Source organism: Halomonas sp. DP5Y7-2 (genome assembly GCF_019802025.1).
In the GTDB taxonomy this organism is placed as follows: Bacteria; Pseudomonadota; Gammaproteobacteria; order Pseudomonadales; family Halomonadaceae; genus Halomonas; species Halomonas litopenaei_A.
In genome coordinates, this window is the sequence record NZ_JAHVHY010000004.1 from 341,293 (window position 1) to 359,296 (window position 18,004).

Annotated in this window: 14 protein-coding genes; 13 read left to right on the top strand and 1 reads right to left on the bottom strand. The window is 63.0% G+C overall.

The window, feature by feature from the left end:
* The first annotated feature begins 90 nt into the window (after nucleotides 1-90).
* The 3 genes from KUW18_RS08310 to KUW18_RS08320 all read left to right on the top strand — a co-directional run bounded on the left by KUW18_RS08310 (nucleotide 91) and on the right by KUW18_RS08320 (nucleotide 3,245).
* Entirely contained in the window at nucleotides 91-1,269 is a 1,179-nt protein-coding gene (locus KUW18_RS08310; protein WP_206941793.1) for an ABC transporter substrate-binding protein, read from the top strand.
* A gap of 94 nt (nucleotides 1,270-1,363) precedes the next feature.
* Nucleotides 1,364-2,251, top strand: a complete 888-nt coding sequence (locus KUW18_RS08315; RefSeq protein WP_206941315.1) for a branched-chain amino acid ABC transporter permease — start codon at nucleotides 1,364-1,366, stop codon at nucleotides 2,249-2,251.
* Between the two features lies 1 nt (nucleotide 2,252).
* Nucleotides 2,253-3,245 (top strand): branched-chain amino acid ABC transporter permease, encoded by a 993-nt coding sequence (locus KUW18_RS08320; RefSeq protein WP_222484166.1) that lies wholly within the window; start codon nucleotides 2,253-2,255, stop codon nucleotides 3,243-3,245.
* Between the two features lie 75 nt (nucleotides 3,246-3,320).
* On the opposite strand, the gene KUW18_RS08325 is transcribed toward KUW18_RS08320, so the two are convergent.
* On the bottom strand, nucleotides 3,321-4,250 hold the full coding sequence (locus KUW18_RS08325; protein ID WP_206941312.1) for a LysR family transcriptional regulator: 930 nt from the start codon (nucleotides 4,248-4,250) through the stop codon (nucleotides 3,321-3,323).
* 203 nt (nucleotides 4,251-4,453) lie between these two features.
* On the opposite strand from KUW18_RS08325, the gene KUW18_RS08330 reads away from it, so the two are divergent.
* The 10 genes from KUW18_RS08330 (at nucleotide 4,454) to KUW18_RS08375 (ending at nucleotide 17,972) form a co-directional block, all read left to right on the top strand.
* Nucleotides 4,454-5,563: an S-(hydroxymethyl)glutathione dehydrogenase/class III alcohol dehydrogenase gene (locus tag KUW18_RS08330; protein ID WP_222162732.1), complete on the top strand. Its 1,110-nt coding sequence runs from the start codon at nucleotides 4,454-4,456 to the stop codon at nucleotides 5,561-5,563.
* 147 nt (nucleotides 5,564-5,710) lie between these two features.
* The gene (fghA, locus tag KUW18_RS08335) at nucleotides 5,711-6,568 is read left to right on the top strand and encodes an S-formylglutathione hydrolase (RefSeq protein WP_206941310.1); all 858 of its coding nucleotides are present in this window, start codon (nucleotides 5,711-5,713) and stop codon (nucleotides 6,566-6,568) included.
* A gap of 456 nt (nucleotides 6,569-7,024) precedes the next feature.
* A complete protein-coding gene (locus KUW18_RS08340; protein WP_222162734.1) occupies nucleotides 7,025-8,167 on the top strand; it encodes a GlxA family transcriptional regulator in 1,143 nt (380 codons plus the stop codon).
* Nucleotides 8,168-8,391: 224 nt separating this feature from the next.
* Nucleotides 8,392-9,090, top strand: coding sequence for a monofunctional biosynthetic peptidoglycan transglycosylase (gene mtgA / locus KUW18_RS08345; RefSeq protein WP_206941308.1), 699 nt, complete (start codon nucleotides 8,392-8,394; stop codon nucleotides 9,088-9,090).
* Nucleotides 9,091-9,430: 340 nt separating this feature from the next.
* Nucleotides 9,431-10,444, top strand: coding sequence for a dipeptidase (locus KUW18_RS08350; RefSeq protein ID WP_222561157.1), 1,014 nt, complete (start codon nucleotides 9,431-9,433; stop codon nucleotides 10,442-10,444).
* A 121-nt stretch (nucleotides 10,445-10,565) separates the two neighbouring features.
* Nucleotides 10,566-11,108: a 4-vinyl reductase gene (locus tag KUW18_RS08355; protein WP_222561158.1), complete on the top strand. Its 543-nt coding sequence runs from the start codon at nucleotides 10,566-10,568 to the stop codon at nucleotides 11,106-11,108.
* A 143-nt stretch (nucleotides 11,109-11,251) separates the two neighbouring features.
* Nucleotides 11,252-13,339: an NADH:flavin oxidoreductase gene (locus KUW18_RS08360; RefSeq protein WP_222561159.1), complete on the top strand. Its 2,088-nt coding sequence runs from the start codon at nucleotides 11,252-11,254 to the stop codon at nucleotides 13,337-13,339.
* 163 nt (nucleotides 13,340-13,502) lie between these two features.
* Nucleotides 13,503-15,572, top strand: a complete 2,070-nt coding sequence (locus KUW18_RS08365) for a DUF3483 domain-containing protein (RefSeq protein WP_222561160.1) — start codon at nucleotides 13,503-13,505, stop codon at nucleotides 15,570-15,572.
* The gene (locus KUW18_RS08370; RefSeq protein ID WP_222561161.1) at nucleotides 15,569-17,077 is read left to right on the top strand and encodes an electron transfer flavoprotein subunit alpha/FixB family protein; all 1,509 of its coding nucleotides are present in this window, start codon (nucleotides 15,569-15,571) and stop codon (nucleotides 17,075-17,077) included. The genes KUW18_RS08365 and KUW18_RS08370 overlap by 4 nt, the downstream gene beginning before the upstream one ends.
* A complete protein-coding gene (locus tag KUW18_RS08375; RefSeq protein WP_222561162.1) occupies nucleotides 17,067-17,972 on the top strand; it encodes an electron transfer flavoprotein subunit beta in 906 nt (301 codons plus the stop codon). Before KUW18_RS08370 ends, KUW18_RS08375 begins: the two co-directional genes overlap by 11 nt.
* The last annotated feature ends 32 nt before the right edge of the window (nucleotides 17,973-18,004 follow it).

Here is an 18,004-nt window from a genome sequence, read left to right on the forward strand (position 1 = left end):
CAGGAGCCTTCCATGATGTCACAGACCCGTTCTTTCCGCCGTTTGCCGCTGGCTCGTGCCGTTGCCGCCAACACCTTGCTGGTGGCCGGTATGCTGGGAATGGCCGCACCCTCGCTGGCCCAGGACGGAATCAGCGATGGCGAGATCCGTATCGGCTATCTCGCGGACATGTCAGGCACCTATCGCGACCTGGCTGGCCCGGGTGGTCTTGAAGCCATGAAGATGGCGGTGGAAGATTTCGGTGGAAGCGTCGGTGATGCACCTATCGAGATCTTCAATGCCGATGACCGCAACAGCGCCGATGTGGGCGCTAACACCGTGCGTGGCTGGGTCGATCAGGAAAACGTGGACCTGGTCGCCGGCATGGTGGCCTCATCGGTTTCCATCGCCGTGACCAAGGTACTGGAAGAAGCCGGCGGCCTGGCGATCATTTCAGGCTCTGCGGCTTCCAGCATCACCAACGAGCACTGCACTCCCAACCATATTCACTATGTATACGATACCTATCCCCTGGCCAACGGAACGGCCAAGGCGGTGGTAGAGCAGGGCGGTGACAGCTGGTTCATGCTGACGGCGGACTATGCCTTCGGTCATGCGCTGGAAAGCGATGTCGAGAAGGTCGTCACGGACAACGGTGGCACCATCGTTGATCGCGTCCGTCACCCCTTCCCGACCAGCGACTTCTCCTCCTACATCCTTCAGGCCCAAGGCTCTGGGGCCAAGATTGTCGGCCTGGCCAATGCCGGTTCCGATACCGTCAACGCGATCAAGACGGCCAGCCAGTTTGGCCTGACGCAGACCGGGCAACAGCTGGCGGGCCTGTTGATCTTCCTCAATGACGTACATGCCATGGGTCTGGAAACCACCCAGGGACTGCTGCTGACGACCGGCTGGTACTGGGATATGGACGACGCCTCCCGCGAATGGGCTGAGCGTTACTTCGAACGGGTCGGCAAGATGCCAACCATGGTTCAGGCGGGCATCTATTCCAGCACCACACAGTATCTCGAGGCGGTCGAGGCGGCGGGTACCGATGATCCTGCCACGGTGCGCGCCAAGCTGGGTGAGACACCCATCAATGACTTCTTTGCCCGCAATGGACGTATTCGCGAAGACGGACGCATGGTCCATGACATGTATCTGGCTGAGGTAAAGGCGCCTGCCGATTCCGAGAGTGAGTGGGATCTCTACGAGATCAAGGCAACCATTCCTGCCGAAGACGCCTATCGCCCCTTGTCGGAAAGCTCCTGCAAGCTGGTCAGCAACTAAACCGTGTCAGTTGGCACGATGCCACGGTGTTTCCAGGAAGCGCTGAATCATTCCGGGGCGGTCTCGCTACCGCCCCTTCTCGAGGGATGTCCTCATGACCATGATCTTTGGCGTACCGTTGGCGGTATTCATGGGCCAGCTGATGCTGGGGCTGATCAACGGCGCCTTCTACGCACTTTTGAGCCTTGGTTTGGCGGTGATCTTCGGCCTTCTGAAAATCGTCAACTTTGCTCACGGGGCCCAGTACATGCTGGGGGCCTTCGCCGCTCTACTGGGAGCCCAGTATCTGGGCATCAATTACTGGCTGGCGCTGCTGCTGGTACCACTGGTCGTCGGTGCCTTCGGCGCTCTGCTGGAACGACTCGTGCTGCGGCGCATCGCTCACCTCGATCATCTGTACGGGCTGTTGCTGACCTTCGGTCTGGCGCTGATCTTCGAGGGTAGCCTGATCAACCTGTTCGGCGTTTCTGGGGCCAGCTATCCGGTTCCCGAGGCCCTTGCGGGTGGCATCAAGCTGCCATTCATGTTCCTGCCCACCTATCGTGGCTGGGTGCTGGTGGCGGCACTGGTGGTATGCCTGGGAACCTGGTTCATCATCGAACGCACTCGGCTGGGGGCGTACCTGCGTGCGGGCACGGAAAACCCGGCGCTGATGCAGGCGTTCGGCGTCAATGTGCCGCTGCTGGTCACCCTGACCTACGGATTTGGCGTTGCGCTGGCGGCCTTTGCCGGCGTGCTAGCGGCGCCGCTGTACCCGGTGTCGCCGACCATGGGATCGAGTCTTCTGATCGTGGTCTTTGCGGTGGTGGTGATCGGCGGCATGGGCTCCATCCTCGGGGCTATCCTCACCGGTCTCGCCATGGGGCTGATCGAGGGACTGACCAAGGTGTATTACCCGGAAGCGGCCAATACCGTGATCTTCCTGGTGATGATCATGGTATTGATGCTCAGGCCTGCTGGCCTGTTTGGTAAGGAGGCGTGACATGACCACAACGACGACAACGGCTTCCCCGGTGGCGGGGAAGGCCAGAGCACGCGCCGCCCGCCGCCGCAGGGGCATGCTGCTGGTGGCGCTGCTGACACTGGCGCTGGTGGCTCCCCTGTTCGCCTATCCGGTGTTCCTGATGAAGGTCCTGTGCTTCGCACTGTTCGCCTGTGCCTTCAATCTGCTGCTTGGCTTCGCGGGGCTGCTGTCCTTCGGTCATGCCGCCTTTCTCGCTACAGGGGGCTACGTGACGGGCTTCCTGCTGTCGAGCTATCCGGGCCTGACGCCGGAGCTCGGCATCATTGTTGGCACTGTCGCTGCGGTGATTCTTGGCACCCTGTTTGGTGCCTTGGCGATTCGCCGCCAGGGGATCTATTTCGCCATGGTAACGCTGGCGCTGGCGCAGATGATGTTCTTTTTCTACATTCAGGCGCCATTTACCGGCGGCGAGGACGGCCTTCACGGTGTACCCCGGGGCATGCTGTTCGGACTGATCGACCTGTCGAACAACCTGGCGATGTACTACGTGGTGCTGGCGATTTTCGTGATCGGCTTCGCCATCATTCAGCGAACCGTGCATTCACCCTTCGGGCAGGTGCTCAAGGCCATTCGCGAGAACGAACCGCGGGCGGTGTCCCTGGGCTACAACGTGGACGCCTACAAGCTGGTGGCCTTCGTGCTGTCGGCAGGACTTGCCGGGCTTGCTGGCGCGACCAAGACAGTGGTGTTTCAGCTGGCATCGCTGACCGACGCCCATTGGCACATGTCGGGAGAGGTGATTCTGATGACCCTGGTCGGCGGTGTCGGGACGTTGTTTGGCCCGCTGGTGGGCGCTGGCCTGGTGGTCAGCCTGCAGACTCAGCTGGCGCAGTCACCGCTGGGGAATTGGGTCAGCGTCATTTTGGGCGCCATCTTCGTACTTTGCGTGCTGAGTTTTAGAAGCGGGATCGTAGGTGAGATTCAGCGTATGGTGCGTAAGAACTTCAAGTAGCTGCACTTTGGTATTGATGATTGGCATTAAAGAAGCCCGGTAAAAGTACCGGGCTTCTTCATTGTGCGGGTAACTTTAGATTTGTGTCTTTGGCTCGTCCACTTCCCGGCGGTTGTGATAGCGGGGTGGCAGCTGGTTGGCCAGGTGTTCTGCCAGGTAGTCGATGACGACGCGCACCTTGGGCGAGCGCTGGCGATGGTGTGGGGTGACGGCCCAGACGCCGGTATCACTGTGTCGGTAGGTGTCGAGCACCGAGACCAGCTCACCCTTGGCCAGATGGTGCTCGACGTAATAATCCGGCAATTGTCCCAGGCCGACGCCCTTGAGCACGGCGTCCAGCAGGGCCGGACCTGAATTGCCCTGCCACGGCCCCTTGATGGACACTTCCCGGGGTATGCCGTCGACGGCGAAACGCCAGCGATCACGTGAGCCATGCAGGCAGCGGTGGTGCTTCAATTCCGATAGGGCATGGGGCTGGGGAAAGCGCTGGAAGTAGGCCGGAGAGCCGACCACGTATTCGCGCCGGTCAGCCAGTCGGCGCGCCAGCATGGTGCTGTCTTCCAGGGTGCCCATGCGTATGCCGATGTCAAAGCCTTCCTCGATCAGGTCCACCTGCCGGTTGGTAAAGTGCAGGCGTACCCCCAGCTGCGGGTACTGTATCAACAGGTCATTGATCAACGGGGCCACGTAGCGCTCGCCAAAGGTGGTCGCGCAGGTCAGGGCGAGTTCCCCTCGGGGCTGGGCCTCAAAGTCTTTTACGACCGCATCGGCCTCGCGAAAACCGTCTACCAGCGCCTCGCATTGCTGGTAGTAGAGACGCCCGGCCTCGGTCAGGCTGATCTGGCGCGTGGTGCGGTAGAGCAGGGGAGTGTCGAGGCGACTTTCGAGCGCTGCGACCTGGCGGCTGATGTGGGAGCTGGACACGCCCAGGCGCCTTGCCGCGGCAGCGAACGACGAGAGCCGCACGACTTCAATGAACGCTTCGATACCGGCCCATGGGTGCATGGTCGTCTCCATTATTGCTATATGGCAACAATGTTATGTCGTCTGCGTGCTTTATCCCAGCCCGTGGCGAGGTCTAGACTGATGCCACTACCGTCAGCGGTGGCGGCCGGCCATATCGTGTCGGCACTGCCACTTGGTGCCACCATCGCTGCTCGGGGACACGCGCCCTATTGCGTTAATCGACGTTATTCGAGGATGTTGCCATGAAATCACGTGCCGCCATTGCTTTGGAATCCGGCAAGCCGCTAACCCTGACAGAGATCGACGTGGAAGGTCCCAAGGCGGGGGAAGTGCTGGTTCGTATCGTTGCCACCAGTGTCTGCCACACCGATTCGTTCACCCTGTCCGGGGCGGATCCTGAAGGCATCTTCCCCTCGGTACTGGGCCATGAAGGCGCCGGTATTGTCGAAGAGGTGGGCGAGGGCGTGACCAGCCTGAAGCCGGGTGATCACGTGATCCCGCTGTACACCGCTGAGTGTGGCGAGTGCAAGTTCTGTCGCTCTGGCAAGACCAACCTGTGTAGCTCCGTGCGTGCCACACAGGGCCAGGGCCTGATGCCTGACGGCACTACCCGCTTCTCCTTCGAGGGCAAGCCGCTCTACCACTACATGGGCACGTCGACCTTCAGCGAATACACGGTGGTGCCTGAAGTGTCCCTGGCCAAGGTCTCCCAGGAGGCACCGCTGGACAAGATCTGTCTGCTGGGTTGCGGCGTGACCACCGGCATTGGTGCGGTGCTGAACACCGCCAAGGTGGAGCCGGGCGCGACCGTTGCCGTGTTCGGTCTGGGCGCCATCGGCCTGGCTGTCATCCAGGGCGCGGTGATGGCCAAGGCCGGCCGTATCATCGCCATCGATGTGAACCCCGAGAAGTTCGAGCTGGCCAAGCAGTTTGGGGCGACCGACTTCGTCAATCCCAAGGACTACAGCGACTCCATCCAGCAGGTCATCGTTGACTTGACCGATGGCGGCGTCGACTACTCCTTTGAATGTATCGGCAACGTCAATGTCATGCGCTCCGCGCTTGAGTGCTGCCACAAAGGGTGGGGCGAGTCGATCATCATTGGTGTGGCCGGAGCCGGTCAGGAAATCTCCACCCGTCCGTTCCAGCTGGTCACCGGGCGTGTCTGGAAAGGTTCGGCCTTTGGCGGGGTCAAGGGGCGCAGCCAGCTGCCTGGCTACGTCGAGCAGTACATGAACGGCGAGCTCAACATCGACGACTTCATCACCCATAACATGGCCTTCGACAAGATCAACGAGGCCTTCGACCTGCTGCATGCGGGCGAGAGTATCCGTACCGTGCTGCATTACTGACGCCCACGCCTGCTGGCTCGGTCGACGCCGGGCTAGCGGCGCTTTGCCACAGGCGCTCGAGCCACCATGGCGATGCTGTGGTTCGCTCGAGCCCTTGTCGATTCACGGCCCCGCCTGGCGGGGCATCATTGTCGAAGGAGATTCGCCATGTCCATGAGCGAGCATCTGGAACTGGTCAGCGCCAACCGCAGCTTCGGCGGTTGGCACAAGCGCTATCGTCATCACTCGCGGGCGCTGGACTGCGAGATGACCTTCGCCATCTACCTGCCACCCCAGGCCGAGACCGAGAAGGTTCCGCTGCTGTGGTGGCTGTCCGGGCTGACCTGCACCGACGAGAACTTCATGCAGAAGGCGGGTGCGCATCGTCTGGCCGCCGAACTGGGTATCGCCATCCTGTGCCCGGACACCAGCCCGAGAGGCACGGACCTGCCTGGCGAGCACGACAGCTATGACCTGGGTTCCGGTGCCGGCTTCTACGTCAATGCGACCCAGGAGCCCTGGAAGGCCCACTATCGGATGTACGACTACGTGACCGAGGAGCTGCCGTCGGTGGTACGCCAGCACTTCCCATTGAATGGGCGTGAGTCCATCAGCGGCCACTCCATGGGCGGTCATGGGGCCTTGATTCTGGCGCTACGCAAGCCCGGCCACTATCGCTCGGTCTCGGCGTTCTCGCCTATCGTCAATCCGACCCAGTGCCCCTGGGGCCGCAAGGCCTTTACGGCTTACCTGGGGGAGGACACCAGCAAGTGGACCCAGTACGACGCCTGTGAACTGGTAGCGCGCGGGGCGTCCCGCCAGCCCCTGTTCATCGATCAGGGGGATGCCGATGACTTCCTGGAAGAGCAGCTGTGCCCGGAGCGCCTGGAGGCCGTCTGCGCTGAGCGCGATCATCCGCTGACCCTGCGTCGTCAGCCCGGCTACGATCACAGCTACTTCTTCATCGCGACCTTCATCGAAGACCACCTGCGCTACCACGCGGAGAAGCTCTACGCCAAGCGCTGACAGCAGCGACAAGCTGCACGCGAAAGAGCGCGGACAACGCGGCCCTCGTCCTGTGACGAGGGCCGCGTTGTATCTGGCCGAAGAATGGCCAGGCGCAATTGACGCCCCTTGCAAAGTCGCCATTGGTCGAGGGGGTCGCGTTGGGAACCAGGCATGTCGCGAAAATCGTCATGCGACGAAGAGATCGTCGCTTTTGTGCGCCATGGCGACATTGACGTAGCTATTCGCGACATCATTGTCGCAGACGACTGGTCAAGGGCATGTCGATAGCGATTATTGTGATGTCATGACACGTCGGTACGACCTAAAGTCATGTAAAACCGGGTTCGATGTCGGGGCTCAGTGCCGGTGCTGACATCTAGATGATGCCGCCATAACAATAATGGATCGCGGCGGTGCCTCTTTCTGCGGAGCAGATCAGACGAGGGGCAGACCGACCGTGTCGAGGAGGTGACCATGAGCTTGCCCAACAAGCCCGGACGGGCTGTATCCCAGGGGGGCCACGAAGGACCCCAGACCATCGGCTTCCTGTTGCTGGAACACTTCACCCTGATCTCGCTGGCGTCGGCGATCGAGCCATTGCGCATGGCCAATCAGCTGTCCGGCCAGGAGCTTTATCGCTGGTTCACACTGAGTCTCGACGGTGCGCCGCTGGAAGCCAGCGACGGGCTGACCGTCACCCCGGATTCGTCGCTCAGCGTCCCCCTGTCGTTGGATATGGTCGTGGTGTGCGGTGGGGTGGCACCCACCCGTCACGTGCACCAGGGCCATGTCAGCTGGTTGAAGTCCCAGGCGCGACATCTCAAGCGTTTTGGTTCCATCTGTACCGGTGCCTGGGCGCTGGCACGTGCCGGGCTGCTTGACGGCTATGAGGTCAGCACCCACTGGGAATGTCAGGCGGCCCTGCAAGAGGCGTACCCCTGTATCGGCCTGACGTCCAAGCTGTTTTCCATGGACCGGGATCGCTGTACCGCCTCCGGCGGGACCGCGCCGCTGGACATGATGCTGACGCTGATCGGGAGGGACCACGGGCGCGAGCTGGCGGCCGGGATTTCCGACATGTTTGTGTGCGACCGGGTGCGTGGTGAGCAGGACCAGCAGCGGGTGCCTCTCAAGCATATGCTGGGGACCGCCCAGCCAAGGCTCCAGGAAATCGTGGCCCTGATGGAAAACAACCTGGAGGAACCCATCGACCTGGACGAACTGGCTTGCTATGTCAGCCTGTCCCGGCGCCAGCTCGAACGCCTGTTCCAGCGTAACCTGCACTGCTCACCCTCACGCTATTACATGCGGCTGCGCCTCAACCGGGCTCGGCAACTGCTCAAGCAGACCTCAATGTCGATCATCGATATCGCCGCCGCCTGCGGGTTTGTCTCGACGCCCCACTTTTCGAAGTGCTACCGCGAGTGCTTCGGGCTGCCTCCCCGCGAAGAGCGCCTGGGATGGAGCGCTTTTTCTCCTGTCGTGGCGGGCACCCTGGCACCCCCGCTGGTGTCGGGAGCGGTGCAGGAACCGGTATCCCGCGCCCTGTCGGCGCTGGAAGAAGCCCGGGGAGAGCCAACCTATGGCAGCTTCCGGGTCACGTCAAAGATAGGTTAAGGCCCAGAGAAGTGAGTTCAGGAGAGGTGAGTCCAGGCGAGCCTGAACACGAGAGAGCCTGAGTCCGAGAACGCTTGATGCATGCCAGCGGGGTGTCATCTAGGCTCGTCTCGCTGGTCTGTCGCTCTCCTTGGCCAGGCTGTCGCCGCAGCCTGCGCCGCATTTGTCGCGCTGGCCCAATGCCTTGATATACTGCGGGCACGTCCTTCAACAGAGCTCAAGGCATGCATATCCGGTGGCGCCCCATCCTACGACTTCTGCTTCGCGCCACTCTTGCCTTTGTGCTGGGGTCCGTTGTGCTGGTGCTGTTCTTTCGTGTGGTGCCGGTCTTTGGCTCCATGGTCATGCTGGAGCGAGAGGTGTCTTCCTGGTTTTCGGGGGAACCGCTGGACATTCAGCAGCAGTGGCGGCCTTGGGACGAACTGTCGGACAACGCCAAGCTGGCGGTGATTGCGGCGGAGGACCAGCGTTTCCCCGAGCATAACGGATTCGACCTGGTGGAGCTGAAACGTGCCGTGGAATCCGCCAGAAACGGGGGATCGCTGCGCGGTGCCAGCACCATTACCCAACAGACCGCCAAGAACCTGTTCCTGTGGACGGGGCGTGACTGGGTGCGCAAGGGGTTTGAGGCCTGGTTCGCCACCTTGATGGAGTTGTTGTGGCCCAAGGAACGTATCCTTGAGGTCTACCTCAATATCGTCGAGTTCGATCGCGGCGTGTTCGGGCTGGAGGCCGCCAGCCAGCACTACTTTGGGGTCGGTGCCGACCAACTGAATGCGGTGCAAGCTGCCCGTCTGGCGGCTGTGCTGCCTAATCCCCTCGAACGCAGCGCCTCTCGTCCCGGGCCTCGTACCGCCAACCGCGCCGCCTGGATTCAGCGCCAGATGAATAACCTGGGGCTCAGGTATCTCGACAAGCTTTAGGGCATCACTGGCGTTAGGGCATCACTGGCGCTAGGGAATCACTGGCGTGAGGGAAGCACGGAGTGCCTGGCCTAATGGCGTCAGCGCTCTGCTCAAGACCTCTTCTCAATCCCTGTCCTTGCGTCTTTCCCGACCGCCATGCTGAACCCGCCAGATAATCCTTCCTGCACAGCCCCTGACGCCATGCGTCGGGGGCTGTTGTCGTTATCGGAATGACGTGACGCTTTTGGAATTCTTGCCGTCGCAATCAGGCGTCGTGGCCGCTTCCGGCAGCGCTATCCTGCCTCCATGACGCCGGCTCGAGTCCGGTCCATTCGTCCACCGGGCAAGGGCTATCGCGATGAATTCCCCCCTGACGCAATCCGACACTCGTTCCATTGACGCTCGTTCGCTGCACCGCGAAGCCACGGTCATCGATGGCCTGATTATTGCCAAGTGGCAGCGAGAGCTGCTCGAGGACATGCGACGAGGCGGCCTGACGGCGGCCAACTGTACGGTCTCGGTGTGGGAAGGATTCCAGGTGACCGTGGATAATATCGTGGCGACCCGGACCTTGATGGAGCAATGCAGCGATCTGGTGCGCCCGGTACGTACCACCGCCGATATTCGCAAGGCCAAGCAGGAGGACCGCACGGGCATCATCTTCGGTTTTCAGAATGCCCACGCCTTCGAGGACCAGATCGGCTACGTCGAGGTCTTCAAGCAGCTCGGCGTCGGTATCGTCCAGCTTTGCTACAACACCCAGAACCTGGTCGGAACCGGCTGCTACGAGCGGGACGGCGGACTGTCCGGCTTTGGGCACGAAACCGTCGCCGAGATGAATCGCGTCGGGATCATGTGCGACCTGTCCCACGTCGGGGCCAACACCTCCCGTGAAGTCATCGAAGCCTCGAACAAGCCGGTGTGTTATTCCCACTGTCTGCCGTCGGGCCTCAAGGAGCACCCGCGCAACAAGTCCGATGAAGAGCTGCGTTTCATCGCCGATCACGGCGGCTTTGTCGGTGTCACCATGTTCACGCCGTTTCTGCGGGCGGGGGTGAATGCCACCGTCGATGACTACGTCGAAGCCATTCTCTACGTCATGAACATCGTGGGTGAAGATGCCATCGGCATCGGCACCGACTTTACCCAGGGGCAAGATCAGGCCTTCTTCGAGTGGCTGACCCACGACAAGGGGTACGCCCGTCGTCTGACCTCCTTCGGCGAGATCATCAATCCCAAGGGGATTCGCACCATCGGCGAGTTCGGCAACCTTACCGAGGCGCTGCTGCGCCATGGGCTGAGCGAGACCCAGGTGCGCAAGGTCATGGGCGAGAACTGGGTGCGGGTACTGGCAGATGTCTGGGGAGAGTAGACCTCCCCGCCCCATCGTCACTGCGGACGACAACGACAACGAACACCACAGCTAACACCACAACGAAAACCACAACGACAGCTACAAGACCACACCACTGACCGCTGCCGAGGACTTTACCGTGACGACCATCGCTCCCGAGCTGCCTATCGAGGTAGACGCCGATACCGGGGTCTGGACCACCGACGCCCTGCCGATGCTCTACGTGCCGCGCCACTTTTTTATCAACAACCACATGGCGGTGGAACAGGCCCTTGGGGTCGAGGCCTATGCCGACATCCTGTACCACGCCGGCTACAAGAGCGCCTGGCACTGGTGCGAGAAGGAAGCCGAGCTGCATGGGTTGAGCGGTGAGGCGGTCTTTCAGCACTACATGAGTCGCCTGTCCCAGCGTGGCTGGGGACGCTTTGTCACTGAAGCCATAGCGCTGACCGAAGGCAGCGCCACGGTGCGACTGGAGCACAGTGCCTTTGTGTTGCAGCTGGGCAAGACCGGAACTCGGGTCGACTACATGTTCACCGGCTGGTTTGCCGGCGCCATGGACCAGATTCTGGCAGCGTCGGGATCCCCCCTGCGTACCCGTGCCGAACAGACCCAGAGCGCCGCCGAACCGGGTTGCGACGTCGGTCGTTTCGAGGTGAGGCCAGAGCCTCGTCGAGACTGACCGAGCGGGGCGCCAGGCGGGCCCGCTCCCGTCGCGAAACCCGCTGGTTGGGCATCACGCCACATCTCCCACAGAACGCACAGGCAAGGTGTCCATCGGGTACGCCACCCCTGTCGTCCTCGTTCAGGCAGAGGAGCCTTCTCATGGCCTTCGACGCGATCTTTCAGCCGATCACCATCGGCCGCCAGACCATTCGTAATCGGGTGGTCAGCACTGCCCACGCCGAGGTCTATGCGACCGAGGGTGGGATGACCACCGAGCGCTATGTGCGCTACTACGAAGAGAAGGCAAAAGGGGGCTGCGGCCTGTGTATCTGCGGCGGATCTTCTGTCGTTTCGATCGATAGTCCACAGGCCTGGTGGAGCTCGGTCAACCTGTCCACTGACCGGATCATTCCGCACTTCCAGAACCTGGCCGAGGCGGTCCATCGCCACGGCGGCAAGATCATGATCCAGATCACGCACATGGGGCGCCGCTCCCGCTGGGATGGCCATCACTGGTCCACCCTGGTGTCCCCCTCGGGTATCCGCGAACCGGTCCATCGCTCCACCTGCAAGACCATCGAGGAGGAGGAAATCTGGCGCATCATCGGTGACTTTGCTCAGGCGGCTCGTCGCGCCAAGCAGGGCGGCCTCGATGGTGTCGAACTGTCCGCCGTGCACCAGCACCTGATCGATCAGTTCTGGAGTCCCAGGGTCAATAAGCGTGAGGACGAATGGGGGGGGAGCTTTGAAGGGCGCATGCGGTTCGGTCTCGAGGTGCTGAAGGCCGTGCGCGCCGAGGTCGGCGACGACTTCGTGGTGGGCATGCGCATCTGCGGCGACGAGTTTCATCCCGACGGTCTCACTCACGATGACATGAAGGCCATCGCCGCCTTCTATGACGCCACGGGCCAGGTGGACTTCTTTGGCGTGGTGGGGTCTGGCTGTGATACCCACAACTCCTTGGCCAATGTCATCCCCAACATGTCCTATCCACCGGAGCCGTTCCTGCACCTGGCGGCGGGCATCAAGGAAGTGGTCAGCGTGCCCGTCATACACGCCCAGAACATCAAGGACCCGACCCAGGCCAATCGCATTCTCGAGGGTGGGTATGTGGACATGGTGGGCATGACCCGAGCACACATTGCCGACCCCCACCTGATCGCCAAGATCAAGATGGGAGCGGTGGACCAGATACGCCAGTGCGTCGGGGCCAACTACTGCATCGATCGTCAGTACCAGGGGCTCGATGTGCTGTGCATCCAGAATGCCGCGACCTCGCGGGAATACATGGGATTGCCGCACATCATCACGCCGAGCGAGGGACCGACACGGCGCGCGGTCGTGGTGGGAGGAGGCCCCGGAGGCATGGAGTCCGCCAGGGTACTGGCCGAGCGAGGCCATCAGGTGACCCTGTTTGAAGCCTCCGACAGCCTCGGTGGCCAGATCACCCTTGCGGCCAAGGCACCTGCGCGGGATCAGATCGCTGGCATCACTCGCTGGTATCAGCTCGAGCTGGCACGCCTCAAGGTCGACCTGCGTCTGGGAACCCGCGCCGACGTTGCCACCATCGACGATCTGCGCCCGAATCTGGTGGTGCTGGCGACCGGGGGAAGACCGTTCCTCGACCAGTATCCGGCCTGGGGGTTTTCCGCGGATGCCGAGGAAAGCCTGATCGTCAGCACCTGGGACGTTCTGTCAGGCAAGGTGGCCCCGGGCAAGAACGTGCTGGTGTTCGACAGTATCTGCGAATTCGCCGGGGTGTCCGCGGCAGATTTCCTGGCCGACAAGGGCGCCAAGGTCGAGATCGTCACCGATGACATCAAGCCGGGGGCCGCCGTTGGGGGAACCACCTTTCCTACCTATTACCGCAGTCTCTATGAAAAGGAGGTCATCATGACGTCGGACATGATGCTCCATGAGGTGTACCGAGAGGGCAGCAACCTGATCGCGGTGCTGGAGAACGAGTACAGCGGTGTGCAGGAAGAGCGGGTAGTCGATCAGATCGTGGTGGAAAACGGGGTACGGCCCGACGAAACCCTGTACCTGGCGATGAAGGCCGCTTCCTTGAACCGTGGACAGGTGGACCTGGATGCGCTGTATGCCGCCCAGCCCCAGCCGTGTCTGGCGGAGTTGGAGGCCGACGAGCACAAGGGTGGATACGTGCTGTTCCGGCTGGGGGATGGGGTCGCCCCGCGCAACGTGCATGCCGCCATCTATGATGCGCTCCGCCTGTGCAAGGACGTGTAGGCGGCACCTCGGCAGAGGCCGTCGGCGGGTCCTCGCCCCTGTCTCTGTCGCCATGTCGCTGCCTCTCTGGCGCTTCCCTTCCTCAGCGTCTTTCTTCGCCGCCCTTCATCACCGCCTTTCTTCACCACCGCTTTTCGTCACCACATTGTTCAGGAGGCCACCCATGTCCGCGACGCTTCTTTACGGTTCCCTGACGGGGCTGGTGCTTGCTGCTCTGCTGCTGGCGCTGGTGGGGGCCGCCAGGCGCTTTTTGCTGTGGCGCCGTGGTCGTCCGTCGCCAGTGCCATGGCTCGGGGGACTTGCTGCCATGCCCCGTCGCTACCTGGTGGACCTGCATCATGTGGTGGCGCGAGACAAGGCGTTTGCTCATACCCATGTGGCTACCGCAGGCGGGTTTGTCGCTGCTGCAGGCTTATTGCTGCTGGTGACCCTGGCGCCCCTGCCCGAGGGTGGAGAGACGTTACTGACAGGGCTGATGCTGGTGATGAGTCTGGTCATGCTGGGCGGTGCCCGGCGGGTAGCCAGGCGCCGTCGACGTCCGCCGTCGCGGCTATCCCGCGGCCCCTGGCAGCGACTGCCAAGGAGTCTGACGGTATTTGCCGCCAGCGTGGCAGGCCTGTCTCTGATCATGCTGATGGTCACTTGGCTGCCTGCGGCGTGGCTCACGGGGGTGCTCGGCGGGACGCTGGCACTGGTGCTGCTGGCTGGGCTGGCGCTGGGGCTTAGCGAGATGTTTCTCGGCATGACCTGGGGCGGTCCGATGAAACATGCCTTTGCCGGCGCACTGCACCTGGCGTGGCATCGGCGTGCCGAACGCTTCTCGACCCGGCAGAGCGATCGCGACGGTGTATCGCCGCGGTCGACGGGGCTAAAGCCGCTTGATCTTGACGACCCTGATGCTCCGCTCGGGGTGGAAACGTCGGAGGACTTCACCTGGAATCAGCGTCTGGGCTTCGATGCCTGCGTGCAATGCGGTCGCTGCGAGGCAGTGTGTCCGGCGTTCGCGGCGGGACAGCCACTCAACCCCAAGAAACTGATCCAGGACATGGTGCTTGGCATGACCGGCGGCAGCGACGCAGGCTTTCATGGCTCGCCCTATCCGGGCAAGCCGCTTGGTGAGCACCGTGGCCAGCCTGGCGGCCCGATGGTCGTGACCTCGGGCGGGGCGCTGGTCGATGCGGACACACTGTGGTCCTGTACGACCTGCCGGGCCTGCGTGGAGGAGTGCCCAATGATGATCGAGCACGTCGATGCCATCGTCGACATGCGTCGCCATTTGACCCTGGAACATGGCGCCACGCCGGGCAAGGGGGCGGCGGTGCTCGACAACCTGATCGCGACGGACAATCCCGGGGGCTTCGCGCCGGACTCGCGGATGCACTGGGCGGCAGACCTGAACTTGCCGCTGATGCGTGAACTGGGGCAGGTAGACGTTCTGCTGTGGCTCGGTGATGGAGCCTTCGATATGCGTAACCAGCGAACCTTGCGAGCCTTGGTGAAGATCCTGCGGGCGTCCCAGGTGGATTTTGCGGTGCTGGGGGATGAAGAACGTGACAGCGGCGATGTGGCGCGACGGCTCGGCGATGAGGCCACCTTCCAACGCCTGGCCAGGGACAATGTGGCAACGCTGTCGCGCTATGGCTTCCAGACCATCGTCACCTGTGACCCTCACAGCTTTCATGTTCTTGGCAACGAATACGCAGCCTTTGGCGGCCACTATTGCGTGCGTCATCACAGCACCTTCCTGGATGAGCTGTTGCAGCAGGGAAGGCTCAAGATAGCGCCACGCCCGCGGTCCCGTGTGACCTACCATGATCCTTGCTACCTGGGGCGCTACAACGGTGAGTTTGATGCGCCGAGGCGGGTGCTGGCTGTCCTGGGCATCGAGCTGACCGAGATGGCGCGTTCTGGCTTTCGCTCGCGTTGTTGCGGAGGAGGAGGGGGAGCCCCGGTCACCGATATCCCTGGTGAACGGCGGATTCCCGACATGCGCATGGCCGACGTGGCCGAGGTAGAGGCCGATGTGGTAGCGGTGGGCTGCCCCCAGTGTACGGTGATGCTGGAGGGGGTGGTGGATCGCCAGGCGGAGGTTCGGGACATCGCCGAACTGGTGGCTGAGGCCTTGGTGTTAGAGCAATCGGTGTCCGAGGCATCGTCGACCGCCACAGGTCCTCGGCGGCGGCCCCGCCAGACGGGGCATCCTGGTCGACTCGTCGAGGAGGCAAGCCAATGAGTGATGTTCATTCGACGTCCCAGCATCAGCAACACGATGTTCGCCGCCGCCGAGATCCCAGGCTGGAAGGGATTGCTCGCAATCGACGTCACCCGGAGCATCTCGCCGTGCTGGCGGCCCTCGGTCAAGGCGGTGAGGGCCAGGCATCCTGGATGGGGCCCAACGGACGCATGCGCCGCGATCCCCACCTTGTCGGCGTCATGGGGCCCAATGGACGGCGGCGGATTGATCGCAGTGGTGCTCTGGTCGGCGCCGCCGGACCACAACAGGGTCGAACAGCAACGCAGCGAGATCAGCGTCGCGACGTGGTAGTGGCCGATCCCGCGGGGGTCATTGCCGTGGTGCCGGATCTCGCCTCAGGTCGGTTGAGCGAACACGACCGCGACGTGTTTGGCCTGGCCCGACGACTGGCTGATGAGAGGGCTGATGAGAGGGCTGATGACAGGGCCGATGACAGGACCGATGAAAGGGCTGACATCGACGGCAGCTCGCTTGCCGTGACGGCGCTGTTGTTGCTGCCATCGCCGTCGGCAACCCTCGAAAGCGCCCTGCACGATGCGCTGGCCGAGGCCGGAGCAGATCGGGTCATCGTGCTGCCAGTAGCGCCGGGATATTCCCCTGAGGATCGCCTTGCAGCCTGTCTGGCGGCGGACCGGGCGCTGTCACCGCGGCACTGGCTGTTCCCGGACGCTACCCTGGAGGGCGGAGACCTGGGCCGCCGCCTGGCGGTACGTCTGGGCGAGCGGCCTGCCTGCGGGCTGTGGCGCGTGGAGCCGGATGACGCCAGTGACAGCGGCTGGTCCTGCCTATGCCGCTCGGGCTCGGGCCGCCAGGACCTGGCGCGTCCGCTGCCGCGTGTGGTGGTGGCTGCCGCACAATGCGCGGAGCCGGTGACGGCGACCCGGCACGAAGCCCGTGAATGGCCGCTGTCTCGAACGTCCTGCGATCACCCGGAGGCACCGCTGCCGATGCAAGATCTCGGTGCCGTGGCGGTGGATCCGGCGGCGATTGCCCTGGCCGAGGCACCCTTTATTCTTGCGGGTGGAAACGGCGTCGGTGACTGGGACGGCTTCCATCATGCGGCCAGGGTGCTAGGGGCCAGCGAAGGCGCCTCGCGGGTCGCGGTGGATGAAGGGCATATGCCGCGAGAGCGTCAGGTGGGCGCCACGGGTACCTTCGTCAGTGCCCGCGTCTATCTGGCCGTCGGCATCAGCGGTGCGATTCAACATCTGCAGGGAATTCAGCGCTGCGAGAAGGTGATCGCCATCAACTCTGATGGCGGTTGCGACATGGTCAAGCGTGCGGACCTCTCGGTGATCGGTGACGGCGATGCGATCCTGGCCGAGCTGGTCTCCCTGGTCGAACCCTCCTTGGTCGAACAAAGGGACAGCCGGCAGCAGCTGGGGGAGGGACCAGAGGCACCGTCGCCGACAGACCCTACCGAGAGCCCCGACATGCCTTCGCTTCTTTCCGACCGTATCAAGGAGAGCCGCCATGTCGCTTGAACCGCGAGCCCCGGCAGCTGTAGAGCCGGCGTCGATATGCCTGGACGTGCTGCTGTCGCTGGGCCGTCATGGCCTGACTCAGCGCCCTCGAAGGGCCGATCTGGACGCGCGTGCGCTGGAGATGGCGCTGACCTTCCAGCACAAGGGCAAGCCTGGCAATACCACCCTGTCCTGTTGGCACGCTGGCCCGGCGGAACAGGATACCGAAACAGCACTGCGCGCCTATCTGGGCATGGGGCTACCTTCCATTCGCTGGATGCATATGGCGGCAGCAGGGGATGCCCTTGCACCATTGCATGAGGCGTTGCGGGCACCCGTCGACGCCGACGCACGACTGGTGCTGTGTGGCATGCACGCCGAGCAGGGGGAGGGCAGTGGTCTGTTGCCGATCGCCCTGGCCGAGCGTCTGGACTGGCGCTGGGTGCCAGGGGTGGTCGCGATCGAGGCCATCGAGCCCATATCGTCCGGCGTGGCCCAGGCCGTCGTGCTGCAGGCCCTGCCAAGGGGGCAGCGTCGGCGCATCGCGGTCAGGCTCCCGGCCATTCTCGGGGTCGAGGCAGCGGCACCAGCGCCTCGCCAGAGCGCTTTCGGCCCGGCCCGGCGAGGGCAGCTGTTGCAGCTCGACAGCGGTGCAGAGCCGCCGATAGACCCCGCCGGCGCGACCTGGCCCTTGATGCCTGCCACGCCAAGGCCGAAGCGGCTGAAGATCGTCACCTCGGCCAATGCGCGCGAACGGTTCAAGGCAGCTGCGGCAAAGGCAGAGTCGGGCAGCGGGCGGGTACTCGAGCAGGTGTCCGCCACAGAGGGCGCGACGGCGATTCTTGACTTTCTTGATGCCGAAGGTGTGGTTAGTCGCGCAGCTGTCACTAATGCGCGACAAGGTAATGGACGCTGAGAGCCGCTGGTGCCAGCATGTCACCAGGTGAC

Coding starts and splice junctions, on each gene's coding strand:
- KUW18_RS08365 (WP_222561160.1), top strand. CDS start 13,503: ATGTCCGCGACGCTTCTTTACGGTTCCCTGACGGGGCTGGTGCTTGCT.
- fghA (WP_206941310.1), top strand. CDS start 5,711: ATGTCCATGAGCGAGCATCTGGAACTGGTCAGCGCCAACCGCAGCTTC.
- KUW18_RS08340 (WP_222162734.1), top strand. CDS start 7,025: ATGAGCTTGCCCAACAAGCCCGGACGGGCTGTATCCCAGGGGGGCCAC.
- KUW18_RS08375 (WP_222561162.1), top strand. CDS start 17,067: ATGTCGCTTGAACCGCGAGCCCCGGCAGCTGTAGAGCCGGCGTCGATA.
- KUW18_RS08315 (WP_206941315.1), top strand. CDS start 1,364: ATGACCATGATCTTTGGCGTACCGTTGGCGGTATTCATGGGCCAGCTG.
- KUW18_RS08320 (WP_222484166.1), top strand. CDS start 2,253: ATGACCACAACGACGACAACGGCTTCCCCGGTGGCGGGGAAGGCCAGA.
- KUW18_RS08370 (WP_222561161.1), top strand. CDS start 15,569: ATGAGTGATGTTCATTCGACGTCCCAGCATCAGCAACACGATGTTCGC.
- mtgA (WP_206941308.1), top strand. CDS start 8,392: ATGCATATCCGGTGGCGCCCCATCCTACGACTTCTGCTTCGCGCCACT.
- KUW18_RS08360 (WP_222561159.1), top strand. CDS start 11,252: ATGGCCTTCGACGCGATCTTTCAGCCGATCACCATCGGCCGCCAGACC.
- KUW18_RS08310 (WP_206941793.1), top strand. CDS start 91: ATGCTGGGAATGGCCGCACCCTCGCTGGCCCAGGACGGAATCAGCGAT.
- KUW18_RS08325 (WP_206941312.1), bottom strand. CDS start 4,250: ATGCACCCATGGGCCGGTATCGAAGCGTTCATTGAAGTCGTGCGGCTC.
- KUW18_RS08350 (WP_222561157.1), top strand. CDS start 9,431: ATGAATTCCCCCCTGACGCAATCCGACACTCGTTCCATTGACGCTCGT.
- KUW18_RS08330 (WP_222162732.1), top strand. CDS start 4,454: ATGAAATCACGTGCCGCCATTGCTTTGGAATCCGGCAAGCCGCTAACC.